The organism is Cryobacterium sp. PH29-G1 (assembly GCF_030063365.1).
GTDB lineage: Bacteria > Actinomycetota > Actinomycetes > Actinomycetales > Microbacteriaceae > Cryobacterium.
In genome coordinates this window covers 184,754-198,777 of the sequence record NZ_JASISY010000001.1, presented here as the reverse complement: position 1 = coordinate 198,777, position 14,024 = coordinate 184,754, and the positions used below count along the sequence as shown (strand labels likewise).

Genomic DNA, 14,024 nt, shown 5'->3' with positions numbered 1-14,024 from the left:
ATGTACCTACCGTCGTATTCCCAGCGGATGCCGCACTCAGTCGGCGACGCGACGCTCCGACGGCATCCGCACGGCGTAGGCGGCCGCGATGAACAAGAACACAGCGCCCACGGCGAATCCCACCGAGAACGAGAACGTATCAACGAGCAGACCGGCCACGAGCGGGCCGACGATGGCTCCGGCATCCGCGCACATCGAGAACACCGACACCGGCCGGCCCCCGCGAGCGCCGGCAGCGTCGCCCACCGCGGCCGCGGGTGCCGTGCCCATGAACGCAGCCGCGACCCCGTAGACGCACAGGAGCGCGCCGAGCACCCAGATATTCGGCGCAAACGAGATCGCCACAATCGCGAGTCCCGCTACACCAAATGCCCCGATAATGGCGGGTTTGCGCCCGACGGTGTCCACGAACCTCGCGGCCGGTGCGAGCGCGAGCGCTTGAGCCACCGCTGCAGCTGCGAGGGCGATTCCGGTCCACGAGCTGGTACCGCCGAGCACCACGACGACGAAGAGCGGAATGAGTGTCGTGCGCACGCCGAGCGAGGTCCAGCCCTGTGCAAAATTAGCCAGGCAGGCGGCACGAAAGCGCTCGTCACGCAGCACCTGGCGAAACGGTGTGCGCACAGCGGATGCATCGGACCCGGCGAGCGCGCTGCCCCGCCCACCCGAGCGCAGCAGGAGCAGTCCGACCAGGCCGGCCACGGTGAGGGTTCCGGCGTAGAAGAAGAACGGCGCGGTCAGCGAGATGGTCGCGAGCAGGCTGCCGATCGCGGGACCGGCCATGCCACCGATGAGAAATCCGCCCTGATAAAAGCCGATTGCGCGGGCCCGACGCCCCGGCTCGGCGGTGCGCAGCAACAGCGTCATCGCCGACACCGAGAACATGGCCGAGCCGATACCGCCGGCGCCGCGCAGCAGCAACAGGTGCACATAGCTGTCAGCGGCACCGACCAGCCCGCTGGACACGGCGACGATGCCGATACCGACGGCCAGCACGGTGCGCTCCCCCGCCCAGTCGATCAGGCGACCGCAGGCCGGGCTGAACACAAACCGCATGAGCGCGAACGCGGAGACGACCGCCCCGACCTCGAGGTTGCCCACCCCGAAACTCTGCACGTAAACCGGCAGCACCGGAACGACAACCCCGAACCCCACCATCACGAAGAATGCGATGACGCCGAGCACGATCACATCGCGGTTCAATCGAGGCTTCGGGCTCGCACCGGGAGCAGCGGATGCCCCGGAGCGGTTCCGCATCCAACCCGTTAATCGCATCCTCCCAGCTTAAGCTGCCGGGCCCGCTGCACGCGCCGCACCCGGAGCCGGTGCGGCAGGAATTCGCCGCGTGACCGCAGAAAATTGAACAATCCGATCGATCGTCCCGGGTCAATGTGGAAGAGCGCCTCACTAGACTTGCCGACAACTCGCCCGACGACGAGCGGCGCGCGTCAAAGGAGATCTCGCATGACAGACACGCTCGGCAGGTCTCAACCCGGTGGCCGCTCCGGTGATCGAATGGTGCTGGATAGTTCTGTTCTGCGGGCGGCAGACCGATTTGATGCCTGGACGCAAGCCGTGAGTCACAGTTTTGTCCCGCTTGTTGCCGACCCCAAAGCGCGAAACGGCGCGCTGGAGTTTCAGGGTCGACTCGTCTCCCAAACGCTCGGCCAGGCCGAAATCAACACCGTCTCCGGTTCTGCGATGTCCGTGCATCGTTCCGAGCGTTCGATAGCGCGAGACAACCCCGGTTATATCAAGATCGGTCTCCAGCTGCGCGGGTACAGCGTGGTTTCGCAGGACGAGAGGGATGCCGCGCTCGCGCCCGGCGATTTCGCCATCTACGACACGACCCGCCCCTACCGACTCGATTTCGATTCCGCCTTCGCAATGTTTGTGGTCATGGTACCGGCGGAGCTGTTACGGATCGACCGCCGAACCCTGTCGACGTTGACGGCATCCCGGTTCTCCGGGCGTCGAGGACTCGGCGCCGTCACGTCGGCGATGTTGCGCGAGCTGAGCCGACAGCTTGACGAACAACCGCTCGCTTCCGGCCACCACGTCTCGGACGCCGTCCTCGATCTGGTCACGGCCACCGTCTCCGAACGTCTCGAACCGATCGAGGGCCTACCCGATGCTTCTCGTCGCCGTGTTCTCCGCCTGCAGGCCGAGAACTACATCATCCATCGACTGAGCGACCCCACGCTCACCGTGACCGCCATCGCGAGCGCCCACAACGTCTCGGTTCGGTACCTGCAGAAGCTGTTCGAACAGCATCAGACAACGGTCAGCGGGTGGATCAGAAGCCGTCGACTCGAGCAGTGTCGCCGAGACCTCGGAGCCGCCGGGCTGGGTGATCGTCCGGTCTCCTCGATCGGTGCCAGCTGGGGGTTCACCGACGCCGCGGCATTCGCCCGCGCCTTCCGCTTGGAATTCGGAGTGAGTCCCACGCAGTACCGACACGAGATGCTGGCCCGGGGAAGCACCGTCCCCCTGATGGACGGCACTTCCCCGATCGCCCAGAGCGGCGGTCTGGACTACTCCTCCGGCTCCTTCTAGGCGGTGAGAAGACGGGCCGCGGTGGGTTCACCGGCGGCAACGCCGAGAAGGATGTCGGCCATCCGCTCGCCGATCATGATCGACGGCGCATTGGTATTGGCGCTGGGAATGCTCGGCATCACCGAAGCGTCGGCAACGCGCAAACCCTGCAGCCCGTGCACGCGCAGGCTCGGATCGACGACGGCGAGGTCATCCACACCCATCCGGGCCGTCCCCACCTGATGGTGGTACGTGCCGACCGACTGCCGGGCGAATTCGCGCAGTTGCTCGCGCGTCGTGACATCCGGTCCCGGCGCGAACTCGGCCTTGCGAATCGCGGCAAAGGCGTCCTGCTGCCCGATTTCTCGGCACAAAATAATCGCGTCGACCATGGCTTCCAGGTCGTAGTCTTCGGCAAAAATATTCGGATCGGCCAGGGCTGGATCCGCCGGATTCGCGGAGGCGAGGCGCAGCGTCCCCCGGGATTGGGGACGCACGATGCCGGGCGCGATGGTGTACCCGTTCTCCGGGACCGGCCCGCCATTGGTCGGGTAGGGAAGGTGCAGAAACAGAGGTTGCAGGTCCGGTGCCGGACCGTCCCATCCCGAGCTCCGCGCAAACAGCTGGCTCTCCAACAGGTTGGCTTTTCCCGCAACCAATGGTTCGACAGACTCGTAGATGTTACTGACCAGCAGATGGTCGTGGAGGTTTTCACCGACGCCCGGCAGGTCTGCGAGCACGGCGATCCCGTGCTCGGCCAGGTGATTCTTCGGGCCGATCCCGGAGAGCATGAGAATCTTCGGCGAGCCGATCGTACCCGCGCTCAAGATAACTTCGGCCGCGGCGAAGGTCCGGTGCGTCTGGCCATCAGCGGCGTATTCGACTCCGACCGCGCGGTTTTTGTCGAGGATCACCCGGTGTACCAAGGCACCGGTCGTCACGGTGAGTCGAGCATTACCGAGAACCGGCTTCACATAGCTCGTCCAGGCGCTTGCCCGCCGGCCATCCTTCGTCGTGGTGTGGTTGAACCCGACACCGTCGAGCTTTTCCGCGTTGAAGTCGGTGGTCTCAGCGATGCCGAGCGATTTCGCGGCGTCGACGAACATCTGCGCCGCCGGGTGACGATTTTCGGGTTTGATGCGTTCGACATGAAGCGGCCCGCCAACGCCATGAAACTCGGATGCGCCGTCTTCGTGGTCTTCAGAGCGGAGAAAAAGCGGCAACACATCCGTCCACCCCCATCCGGCGGCGCCCTGGGTCTCCCAGCTGTTGTAGTCGCTCTGGTCACCGCGCATATAGATCATGCCGTTGAGAGAGCTGCTGCCTCCGAGCACTTTTCCGCGCGGCCAGTACACACTGCGTTCGGCGGCATGGCGTTGCGGAACGGTCATGACCGCCCAGTCATTTTCGGAGAAGAGCAGTGCTGGCCACCCCTGCGGGCTGTGGATGTTCGGGTCGGTATCGACTTGTCCGGCTTCGATGACGTGAACGCGATGGCCGGCGTCGATCAGGCGTCGGGTTATGGCGCTCCCGGCGGAACCGGCACCGACAACGATGTAGTCAACGGTTGACCCGTCGGAATTTTTCTGGGCAGTCATAACTGTTCCTCCTTGAACAATCTCGAGTCGGCCGCGCTGGACGTTGTCGAACCGACGTGAACAGCATCCCCCGGAGCGGAGATCCTGCGCTGCACACAATGCGAACGATGCTGTGCCCAACGCGCACGCCTTAGGGCCTGGGCCCACCTTGTGAAAGTGGGCCCAGGTTCTAACCTGGGCCCACTTTCCGGGCCCGGGCCCGGTCGAAATTGAGGCGGACTAGCGCACGATCAGCAGGGAACGCGTCGGGCTGGTCGCTGCCGCGACCGTATCGTTGCCGGCGTAGTGCCCGGTCACCTTGTACAGGCCCCGGCTGAGCCGCGGCAGGGTCACGCTGCCGTGCCCCTGCGCGTCGAGTGCCACCGTGAAGCGGCGCTTATCGACCGTGACGGTGGCGGTGTCACCGACGTTGCCCGTGCTGGTCACCGTGACCGACACGGTGACCCGGCTGGAAAAGAAAACCACCCGGTGGTTCAACGACATCGCAACCGTGGCGGCGTATTTCACCAGGACCCCGGGCGAGGTCGCCGACGCACTCGGCAGCCCGTCCTTCGACGCGGTCACCACCACGGTCAGCGTCGTTCCGGCGAGCGCCGCGTTCGGCGTGAACGTCGACGTCGTCGCGCCGGCGATGTCGACGCCGTCGCTCTGCCACTGGTAGCCGAAGGCGAGGCCCTCGGTGTTCCACTGGCCAGGATCGGCCGTGAGTACCGACCCGATCTCAGGCGTGCCGACCACGGTGGGCGCCACCGTATTCACCGGAGCATCCGGTTCGCCGGGAGCGGTGGCCGCCACGGTGAGGATCGTCGACGCGGTGCTGTCGCCATAGTCGACCACGCCGAGGTAGGGCGTGTTCGGCGCAAGGCCGGCCCAGCTCAGCGTGTACGTAAGCGGCACGCCCTGCGGCCCCTGAATCGACGGCGGGGTCGCCGTGAATCCGTTGCTGGGCTCCCCCGCCGCCACCGCGAAGGTATTCACGTCGAAGGCGGTCGAACCCGAAAAGAAGTCCACGACGATGCGATAGAAACCGGGTTCCGGGTCGGCCAGGTCGACTCGCTCATCGGCGGAACCGGTGGCGGATTGCCAGCCGGCAACCGGGTCACCACCCGCACCATCGAGCAGGAACACGAACAGGTCCAGGTCGGTCGAGTCATCCACGGCGTTCAGGTCGAAACGGGCCAGTCGGCCTCCCTGAATCTCCACCTCCGACGTGACCTGGTCGCCGCTCACGCCGGAACCGGAGTGCACGCCGGTCGGGTCGGCCGGGTCCGTCTGGTGCGTTCCCGCGGCCAGGCCGCTCAGGTTCAGCGCTACCGGCTCCGATCCGCCCGGGGTGACGGTGACGTCAACAAAACCGTCCACGCCGGCGCCGGCCACGTCGCCGGGAGCGACGACGGTGACCGGCCGCACGGCGATCGGGCTGTGCACGACGTTGCCCTTGCCGAAGCCCCAGTCCAGCGAGCCGGTGGAGTATTCGTCGAGCGGGGCATCCGTTCGAGTGAAGGTCACCGTGTAGCTCTGTTTCTCACCCACCGCACCAAAGGTCATGCTGGCCGGAGAGACAACCGCGCTGATCCCGGGGATGTTGACCGGGGCGGCCGTGTAGGTGCCCGCCCGCACGGCTGTCACGGTGCGGGTGATCGTTTCCGGTGCGGTCAGGGCACCGATCTGAATGGACGGCAGGTTCAGGTTGCTGGCGTCGATGGGGTCGACTCCGGCGTTGAAACCGATCCCCTGCAGGTAGGCCAGCCAGTCGGCCGGGCCGCTCTGGTAGACCAGGCCCGGAAATTCGAACGACGAGGGGGTGACCTGCCCGGCACCCTGAGCGAACGGGTCGGTCACCCGATCACCGTTGGCATCAACGGTGTTCGTCGCCGTCGTCATCATGACCGATTTGATCTCGGCCGGTGTCGCGAGCGGTCGGAAGCCCAGAACCAGTGCCGCCAGACCGGCGATGTGTGGGCTGGCCATTGAGGTACCCGACAAAAATTGGAAGGTCGGGTCGGCTCCGGCCGCATTGGCCCCGTCAGCGAGAACGCTGACACCGGGCGCGGAAATGTCGGGCTTGAGCAGGTCGGCGCCGTCGGCGGTGACCGGCCCGCGCGAGGAGAATCCGGCGACCTGGGGCACCGGGGTCTGCATGGCTGTCGTGTTGTCCGGGGTGAAGGTGACGGTCGCTCCGGGGGTCGCCGCATACGCGTAGACCGGGTCGAAAGCGGGAGCGTCGAGGTGGATGCTCGGCACCGAGTGCTCGTCGGTGTCGACGTCTGCGGGGGTTCGATTGACCAGCAGCATGCCGCTGCCGCCTGCCCGCAACACCTCGGCGGATTTGTCCACCCGGGCGTATACGCCGCGTTCACAGAAGACGATCCCGCCGGCGACCTTGGCCGGGTCGAGCGCGCCCGGTGCGCAGAGCAGCGCGTCGGCCGGGTCGAAGCCGTCGACGGCGACGAGGTCGGCCCGGAGCAGGTCTCCCGAGAGCGGGGTGGCTCCCGGAGTGCGGTCGACGGTAATCGAGGCACCGGCGTATTTCGAACCGTCACCGAGAGACGCCGTCGCCTCGTAGGAGGGAATGGTACTCGCGGCAACCGTGGTGATCCACGGTGACGCATTGTCGAGGGTTGATGCGTCTGGTCCGGCGTTGCCGGCGGAGGCGGCCACAAAGATGCCCGCTGCTGCCGCGCCGAGGAAGGCCGCGTCGGTGGGTGAGAATGTGGTCTGCGCCGGCCCGCCGCCGATCGAATAGTTGATCACGTCGACACCGTCGGAGATAGCCTGGTCGATGGCCTTGAGAATGTCGGTGTCGGTGCAGCCGTCATCGGTCGTCGCCGAAGGGTCCGGGCCCGACCAGCACACCTTGTAGGCGGCGAGCTTGGCAGCCGGTGCCACACCCGAAATGACGCCGAAATCGTTTCCGTTGATAGCGGCCGCTACGTCAGCGTTTCCGCCGGCAGTGCTCATGGTGTGCGAACCGTGGCCGTCGCCGTCGCGTGGGGAGACATATTCTCCAGTGGCGGCGTCGCCGATCCGATCGGCGCCGAAGCCGTCGAGAAAGTAGCGTGCCCCGATCACCTTGGTGCTGCAGTCGCTCGCGGCGAACTGTTCTCCGGTCTGGCAGAGACCGGTGAAGGTGGTGCCGTCGGCTTTATTCATGGTGATCGTGTCACCGTCGAGCCATGGCTCGTTACCGGGCGTCGTACCGAGCTGTTCGCCCGCGAAGGACGGGTTCTCCGGTGCGATGCCGGTGTCGAGCACTCCGATCACAACGCCCTGTCCGGCCTTGCTCGCCCCACCCAGCTTGGACCACAGTCCGCCGGGTCCGCTGAGCCGCAGAAAGTCGGTCGAGGATTCTGCGGTCACGTGCCTCAGCGCGTCGGGCACGACCGAGACCACGTTTCTCTTCATGGCGAGGGTGGCCGCCTGCTTACCGGTCAGCTGCGCGGCGAATCCGTTGACCGCGAGCGTGTAGGAATACGCCACCGTGGCATCAACGGATGCCGCCACCTGACTCTGGACGCGCGCGAGATAGTTCTGGTAGCTCTCGGCCGAGCGGCTTTGCGCGTCGAGCTTGGCCCCGGCATCCGGCATCGTGGCCGAGAAGCCGTTGACACCGCCTTGATACAGCGCAACGGCCTCGTCGCTGAGGGTCACGATGTAGCGTCCGGCGGTGAAGTCCATCCGCTGCCCGCCGGGGGCGCTGATGCTGCCGGCCAGGCCGGTCGCTGCCGGGGCTGCGTTGGCGGGCAGGGTGCCGCCGACGAGGGCTGAAGCGCCGACGAGGGCGAGGGTGACGGTGGCCGCGATTGTGGCGCGACGACGCGTACGTGATGTTGACGCTGGGTTCAGCGCGGTATCCGGCGCAGACATCATGCGCCTGAAGAAAGAACTCACGTGGGTGTCCAATCCGATAAGGGTACGAGATGGTCGTTCCACGACAGGAGCGGAGCTCTTTCCGGCGCGTGGGACAGTTCGCTCGTGACCGTAGCGCGCTCATTGCCCCCCGGATAGGGGCATTCTGCAGGTATCGGACGCCGTGATATCGGGGCAGTCCGCCAGCGCAGTCCGCCAGCGCAGTCAGCCGGCGCGGTCAGCCGGCGCGGTTGGCGTCCGCGGCCACCGTGCGCGGCGCCGGCATCTGAGTCTGCCGCTGCTCCTGTGCCGCCGCCGCGTTATCCCGACGGCCGCCGATCGCGCGCAGGGCGTTCAAAATGGTCAGCAGATCGACGACCTCCTGGCTGATCGCTCCCGCGGTGGCCGGAATCAACCCGAACGCCGCGACGACCATGAGCACGACGCTCAGCACGATGCCGAGCCAGATGCTCTGTAAGGCCACCCGCACGGTGTCCTGCCCGATGCGCACGGCGCGCACGGTGCGGGAAATATCGTCGAGCAGAATCACCACGTCGGCCGATTCACTCGCCGCCGTCGACCCCTTCGCCCCCATCGCGATCCCCACGTCGGCGACGGCGAGTACGGGCGCATCATTGACCCCGTCACCGACCATGATCACCGGCCGCTGGGGCAAGGCCTGCACCGCGTCGACCTTATCGCTGGGCAGGCAATCCGCCCGCACGTGCACGATGCCCACCTGGCCGGCCACATGCTGGGCGGTGGCGCGCGCATCGCCCGTGAGCATGAGGTTCTCCCGCACGCCGACTCGAGCGAAGTCAGCGACCGTCTGGCGCGCATTGTCCCGAATCCGGTCGCTCGCGATAATACTGCCCGCAAATCGACCGTCGACGGCAATGTACATGGCCAGCTGGCCGCCCTCAAGATGGGTGGCCGTGGCATCCGCTGCCCCCTCATGAATGAAGGACAACTTGCCGACGCGCACCGTGCCGGCCCCGAATTGCGCCTCAACGCCGAACGTTGCGGCCTCACGCGCCGAATCGGTCGTCTGCAGCAGAAGGCCCCGCTCGTGTGCCGCCGCGATCACGGATGCTGCCAGCACGTGACTGGAATACTGTTCGGCCGATGCCGCGAGGGTGAGCAACTCGTCAGTGGAGAACCCGGCTTCGGGGCGCACCTCGGTGATTTGGGGCGTGCCGTAGGTGAGCGTTCCGGTCTTGTCGAAGACCACCGTTTTGGCGCGAGCGAGGGCTTCGAGCACCCCAGCACCCTTGACGATAATGCCGTTGCGGGCGGCGCGGCTCATGCCGCCCATGAACGCGACCGGGGCGGCCAGCAGCAGCGGGCATGGTGTCGCCACCACGAGCACCTCGGCGAAGCGCACCGGGTCGCCGGAAAGCACCCAGGCCAGCGCAGCGAGCGCGAGCGAACCCACAGTGAAGGGCACGGCATAGCGATCGGCGAGCCGCACCACCGGAGCTTTACTCTGCGAGGCCTCCTCAACGAGGGCGATAATGCGTTGGTACTGGCTGTTTGCGGCGGTCGCCGTGGCGACGATGGTAGCCGCCCGCTGCCCGTTGATCGATCCGCTCAGTACCGCGTCGCCGGAGGTGCGTTCGACCGGCAGACTCTCGCCGGTGAGCGAGGACTCATCAAATGCCGCGCTGACGCTGTCCAACTGCCCGTCGACCGGCACGATCTCGGACGGGCGCACGAGCAGCAGGTCACCCACGGTGACCTCGGTGGCGGGCACGTCCGTGGCCTCGCCGGAGTGGGGGTCCAGTCGATGTGCGATCTGGGGGGCGCGTTTCAGCAGTGCGTCGAGTTCCCGGGCGGCCCGCCCGGCAGCGAAGTCTTCGAGCGCCGCTCCCCCGGAGAGCATCAGCACGATGAGCAGGGTCGCTATGTATTCGCCCACGAGAATGGTCGCGACGATGGCGATGATCGCCAGCAGATCGACGCCGAAGGAACCCCGCATCAGTTGACGCACCATACCAACGGATGAGATCAGGGCCGCGATCAGGCCGAACCCACTGAACAGCCAGCGCACGACATCCATTGCCCCGGCGGCGCCGAGCACGAGCCCGAGCAAGCCGACAACCACGGTGGCAACGACGAGGGGGTAGCGGCGCGCAAGCGCGAGAAGGCGGGGCATACCTGCATTCTCTCGCGAGCCGGGGCGACGCGCCAGCGAGGGCAGCCTCCTCTGCACTCGGGCGCCCGCATTCGGGCGCCCGCATTTGGGTCGCAGCAACAGGCAGCCGCACTTAAACCGCTGCACCCCCACGGCTCCACCGACACACAACGAGGGCCCCGACCGTTTCCGGTCGGGGCCCTCGTTGGACCCAGCTGCTGACGGTAGTGAACTACCGACGCGCCGTCAGGCGCTGGTGCAGGTTACGCCAGGCGGGTCTGCAGGTTCTCGGCGAGCGAGGCGAGGAATTCCTCGGTGGTCTGGTACGCCTGATCCGGGCCGACCAGCAGGGCGAGGTCCTTGGTCATCTTGCCGCTTTCGACGGTCTTGATGACGACGTCCTCGAGGGTGAGCGCGAACTCGGTGAGCGCCGGGTTGCTGTCGAGCTCGGCACGGTGAGCGAGGCCGCGGGTCCAGGCATAGATCGACGCGATCGGGTTGGTCGAGGTGGGCTTGCCGAGCTGGTGCTGGCGATAGTGCCGGGTCACGGTGCCGTGGGCAGCCTCCGCCTCGACGACCTTGCCGTCGGGCGTGGAGAGCACGCTCGTCATGAGACCGAGCGAGCCGAAGCCCTGAGCCACGGTGTCAGACTGCACATCGCCGTCGTAGTTCTTGCAGGCCCAGAGGTAGCCGCCCTCCCACTTCATTGCGGACGCGACCATGTCGTCGATGAGGCGGTGCTCATAGGTGAGGCCGGCGGCGTCGAAGTCCGCACGGAACTCAGCGTCGAAGATGTCCTGGAAGATGTCCTTGAACCGACCGTCGTAGGCCTTCAGGATCGTGTTCTTGGTCGACAGGAAGACCGGCACCTTGCGCTGGAGGCCGTAGTTGAGCGATGCGCGGGCGAAATCGATGATCGACGAGTCGAGGTTGTACATACCCATCGCGACACCGTCGCCCGGGGCCTGGAAGACCTCGAACGTGGACGGCTCGCTGCCGTCCTGCGGGGTGAAGGTCATGCTGAGCGTGCCCTTGCCCTTGAACCGAAAGTTGGTGGCCTTGTACTGGTCGCCGTAGGCGTGGCGGCCGATGATGATCGGCTTGTTCCACCCGGGCACGAGGCGCGGGATGTTGGAGATGATGATGGGCTCGCGGAAAATGGTGCCGCCGAGGATGTTACGGATGGTTCCGTTGGGCGAAAGCCACATCTGCTTCAGGCCGAATTCTTCGACGCGTGCCTCGTCGGGGGTGATCGTGGCGCACTTCACGCCGACACCGTGCTTCTGAATGGCGTGAGCCGCATCGATCGTGATCTGGTCGTTGGTCTCGTCACGCTTCTGAATTGACAGGTCGTAGTACTCGAGGTCAATGTCGAGGTACGGGTGAATGAGCGTTTCTTTGATAGCGTGCCAGATGATGCGGGTCATCTCGTCGCCATCGAGCTCGACAACAGTACCCTCTACCTTGATCTTCGACAAAAAATTCTCCTCTTTACTCAGTGTGGCCGTCACGACCACCGTCAAGCCTACTAGAGGCCCGCAAGTATCTTGACATCGAGATAAATCTTGCAGGTGAATTGCCGGGGTCAAACGCTCTCTCGACTTCCGACTACCGCGGGTGCACGTTAGCCTGATCACATGGGTGAGCTGAAGCTGGAAGAACTATCCGCACGAAACATCGTTGCGGCCAACACTTTGAGCCTGAAACCGGGCCAGGAACAATTCATTGCGCCGGTCTCGTATTCGGTCGCAGCTTCGGTAATCAACCCGGCAACGTCTTGGCAGCGCGTGGTTCTTCTCGACGGTGTCGTCGCGGGGTTCATCCACGGTAACTTCGACCCAGAGTCTGACCACGAAGAGTTTCGGGCTTGTATCTGGCGTATCAACGTCGATGCAGACGCGCAGGGCCGGGGTGTCGGCAAATTTGCTGCCGAGGCTCTTGCTGCTGAAGCCCGCGATCGCGGCTTCAACCACGTCAACGTGATCTGGGAGCCTGGCGCCGACGGCCCGGAGGCGTTCTTCCACCGCCTCGGCTTCGTCGATGTCGGCGAAACCCAGTACGGCGAAATCATCGGCGCCCTCCAGCTCTAACCGAGTTCAGCCAGAGCGTGAGCACGCCCGAGCCCGATGATTTCGTCTCCCTGGTGCTCGGCGTGGTCGATTCCATCCCGCCGGGACGGGTGATGACCTACGGCGGAGTGGCCGCACAACTCGGCTCGCGCGCCGCCCGCGCCGTCGGCCAGATCATGGCCCGCTATGGTTCCGACGTGGCGTGGTGGCGGGTGATCCGCTCCGGCGGGCATCCACCGATCGGGCACGAGGCGCAGGCCCTGCCGCACTACCGCGCCGAACATACGCCGCTGATACACGCCGGCAGTGACCAGCCGAGCGCGGATGCCGCCTACCGTGTCGACTTCGCCGCCGCCCGCTGGTCACCGCCCGCCGGTCGCCAGCGGCCGAGCGAATCCGATCATCCGCAGCCGAGGGACGCGTTCGATGCGGCAGCACCGCCGAGCGTGCTCGATTTGTGACCCTATTGGGGCCCAACGCGGGCTAACCTCAACCACGGCCTGTTCTGCACATGCTCGCAGTCGGTCCGGATAATTCCTGTCTGCAGCGCTGCAGGCACAATATTGCGAAAGGCACACACCAATGACGGTGAACACCAAAAACCTGTTTCGCGTCGGCGCCCTGGCGGTTGTCGCCACCCTGGCTCTGGCCGGATGCTCCCCCACATCGTCCGAGGACACGACCGGCGATACTGCGGCTGCCAATACCCTCACGGTGTGGGTTGACGCCGAACGCCTCGATGCACTGCAGCCGGCCGCCGACGCCTACACCGAGAAGACCGGTGTCGAGGTCGACCTGATCTCCAAGGACAACGCGACACTGAAGGATGATTTCATCCAGCAGGTGCCGACCGGCAAGGGACCCGACATCACCATGGGCGCCCACGACTGGCTCGGAGAGCTCGTCACCAACGGCGTCGTGAGCCCGATCGAACTCGGCGACAAGGCCGCGGAATTTCTCGACGTGGCCATCACGGCGTCGACCTATGACGGCAAGGTCTATGAACTGCCCTACGCCGTGGAGAACCTCGCGTTGCTGCGCAATGCCGACCTCGTTCCCGCGGCCGCGACCTCCTATGACGACATGATCGCCAAGGGCACCGCGGCCGGTGTAACGTACCCGTTCCTGGTCGAGCAGGGCGTCGACGGCAACCCGTACCACCTGTACCCGTTCGAGACGTCGTTCGGTGCTCCCGTTTTCGGCACCGACGCGTCGGGCGGTTATGACGCCACCAAGTTGGAGATTGGCAACGCTGGGGGCGAGGCATTTGCCGCCTGGCTCGCGGGCCAGGGCAAGAACGGCACCGGTGTCTTCAACACAGAAATCACCGGCGACGTGGCCAAAACCGCCTTCACCTCGGGCGACGCAGCCTTCTGGTTGACCGGTCCGTGGAACGTCAGTGCAGCCCTCGACGCCGGCATCAACCTGGCAGTGGACCCGATCGCCGCTCCGTCGACGAATGCCGCAGCACCCTTCGCGGGCGTCAAGGGCTTCTTTATCAGCGAGCAAAGCAAAAACAAGGTCGCCGCCAACGACTTCCTGGTCAACTACATGGCCACCGAAGACGTTCAGACGGCCCTGTTCGAGTCTGGCAAGGTGCTCCCCGCCTTGACGGCTTCGGCCGAGGCCGCTTCGAGTGATCCCGTGCTCGCCGGCTTCGCGGCGGTCGGTGCTGAGTCGGTGCCGATGCCGGCCATCCCTGCTATGGGGCAGGTCTGGCAGTTCTGGGGTATCGCCGAGGCGGCCATCATCAATGGCGCAGACCCGATCGCGACGTGGCAGAAACTTGCCGCCGACGTGCAGGGCGCTATCGGCTGACCACCGGCCATCGACTGACCA

The 14,024-nt window shown here is 65.7% G+C and carries 9 protein-coding genes; 4 read left to right on the top strand and 5 right to left on the bottom strand.

All coding sequences use genetic code 11. From position 1 onward, the window contains the following. Positions 1-36 precede the first annotated feature (36 nt). On the bottom strand, positions 37-1,275 hold the full coding sequence (locus tag QMK22_RS00945; protein WP_283495747.1) for an MFS transporter: 1,239 nt from the start codon (positions 1,273-1,275) through the stop codon (positions 37-39). A gap of 189 nt (positions 1,276-1,464) precedes the next feature. Between QMK22_RS00945 and QMK22_RS00940 the strand changes: the two genes are divergently transcribed. Next, positions 1,465-2,556: an AraC-like ligand-binding domain-containing protein gene (locus tag QMK22_RS00940; protein ID WP_283495746.1), complete on the top strand. Its 1,092-nt coding sequence runs from the start codon at positions 1,465-1,467 to the stop codon at positions 2,554-2,556. Here QMK22_RS00940 and QMK22_RS00935 read toward each other — a convergent pair. The 4 genes from QMK22_RS00935 to QMK22_RS00920 all read right to left on the bottom strand — a co-directional run bounded on the left by QMK22_RS00935 (position 2,553) and on the right by QMK22_RS00920 (position 11,594). Beyond that, entirely contained in the window at positions 2,553-4,133 is a 1,581-nt protein-coding gene (locus QMK22_RS00935) for a GMC family oxidoreductase (protein ID WP_283495745.1), read from the bottom strand. The two genes, QMK22_RS00940 and QMK22_RS00935, sit on opposite strands and share 4 nt — an antisense overlap. Positions 4,134-4,352: 219 nt before the next feature. Beyond that, positions 4,353-8,003: a S8 family serine peptidase gene (locus QMK22_RS00930; protein ID WP_283495744.1), complete on the bottom strand. Its 3,651-nt coding sequence runs from the start codon at positions 8,001-8,003 to the stop codon at positions 4,353-4,355. A gap of 217 nt (positions 8,004-8,220) precedes the next feature. Continuing rightward, positions 8,221-10,137 carry a heavy metal translocating P-type ATPase gene (locus QMK22_RS00925; RefSeq protein WP_283495743.1) on the bottom strand — a complete coding sequence of 639 codons (1,917 nt, stop codon included), beginning with the start codon at positions 10,135-10,137 and terminating at the stop codon, positions 8,221-8,223. Positions 10,138-10,379: 242 nt separating this feature from the next. After that, positions 10,380-11,594 (bottom strand): NADP-dependent isocitrate dehydrogenase, encoded by a 1,215-nt coding sequence (locus tag QMK22_RS00920; RefSeq protein WP_283496033.1) that lies wholly within the window; start codon positions 11,592-11,594, stop codon positions 10,380-10,382. A gap of 159 nt (positions 11,595-11,753) precedes the next feature. On the opposite strand from QMK22_RS00920, the gene QMK22_RS00915 reads away from it, so the two are divergent. The 3 genes from QMK22_RS00915 to QMK22_RS00905 all read left to right on the top strand — a co-directional run bounded on the left by QMK22_RS00915 (position 11,754) and on the right by QMK22_RS00905 (position 14,003). After that, positions 11,754-12,206 carry a GNAT family N-acetyltransferase gene (locus QMK22_RS00915; RefSeq protein ID WP_283495742.1) on the top strand — a complete coding sequence of 151 codons (453 nt, stop codon included), beginning with the start codon at positions 11,754-11,756 and terminating at the stop codon, positions 12,204-12,206. A gap of 17 nt (positions 12,207-12,223) precedes the next feature. Next, positions 12,224-12,646, top strand: a complete 423-nt coding sequence (locus tag QMK22_RS00910) for an MGMT family protein (protein WP_283495741.1) — start codon at positions 12,224-12,226, stop codon at positions 12,644-12,646. Between the two features lie 121 nt (positions 12,647-12,767). Beyond that, a complete protein-coding gene (locus tag QMK22_RS00905; RefSeq protein WP_283495740.1) occupies positions 12,768-14,003 on the top strand; it encodes a sugar ABC transporter substrate-binding protein in 1,236 nt (411 codons plus the stop codon). Positions 14,004-14,024: the final 21 nt, after the last annotated feature.

Excerpts from the sequence above, each read along its gene's own strand:
- QMK22_RS00945 (WP_283495747.1), bottom strand. The coding sequence starts at position 1,275 with ATGCGATTAACGGGTTGGATGCGGAACCGCTCCGGGGCATCCGCTGCT.
- QMK22_RS00940 (WP_283495746.1), top strand. The coding sequence starts at position 1,465 with ATGACAGACACGCTCGGCAGGTCTCAACCCGGTGGCCGCTCCGGTGAT.
- QMK22_RS00935 (WP_283495745.1), bottom strand. The coding sequence starts at position 4,133 with ATGACTGCCCAGAAAAATTCCGACGGGTCAACCGTTGACTACATCGTT.
- QMK22_RS00930 (WP_283495744.1), bottom strand. The coding sequence starts at position 8,003 with ATGATGTCTGCGCCGGATACCGCGCTGAACCCAGCGTCAACATCACGT.
- QMK22_RS00925 (WP_283495743.1), bottom strand. The coding sequence starts at position 10,137 with ATGCCCCGCCTTCTCGCGCTTGCGCGCCGCTACCCCCTCGTCGTTGCC.
- QMK22_RS00915 (WP_283495742.1), top strand. The coding sequence starts at position 11,754 with ATGGGTGAGCTGAAGCTGGAAGAACTATCCGCACGAAACATCGTTGCG.
- QMK22_RS00905 (WP_283495740.1), top strand. The coding sequence starts at position 12,768 with ATGACGGTGAACACCAAAAACCTGTTTCGCGTCGGCGCCCTGGCGGTT.